1 protein-coding gene is annotated in these 236 nt (G+C 48.7%); it reads right to left on the bottom strand.

The features are described from left to right. Positions 1–85: GTP-binding protein (locus Q4563_RS23910; RefSeq protein WP_442903871.1), on the bottom strand; the 85-nt coding region annotated here is incomplete at its 3' end. Positions 86–236 lie beyond the last annotated feature (151 nt).

The following is a 236-nucleotide window of genomic DNA, read 5'->3' as shown; positions in this document are numbered from 1 at the left end:
GAATAATCCGATCCGACAGCGTGGATTTGCCATGGTCGATGTGGGCGATAATGGAAAAGTTACGAATGTGGTCCAGGTGGCTCACAGAATTACATCCAGGCAGCAAAAGAAATGGGGCGGGATTTTACTTGAAAGCGTCATACATGGCTAATAAAGAGTCAACCCGGATCGCCAACCAGGTTGCAGATACAACAACGGCAACCTGACGTTGCCGTTGTTGTATCGCTATCTGCACC

Source organism: Gilvimarinus sp. 1_MG-2023 (assembly GCF_030548285.1).
Note: the sequence above shows the minus strand (reverse complement) of the source record. Positions and strands in the feature narration are given on the sequence as shown.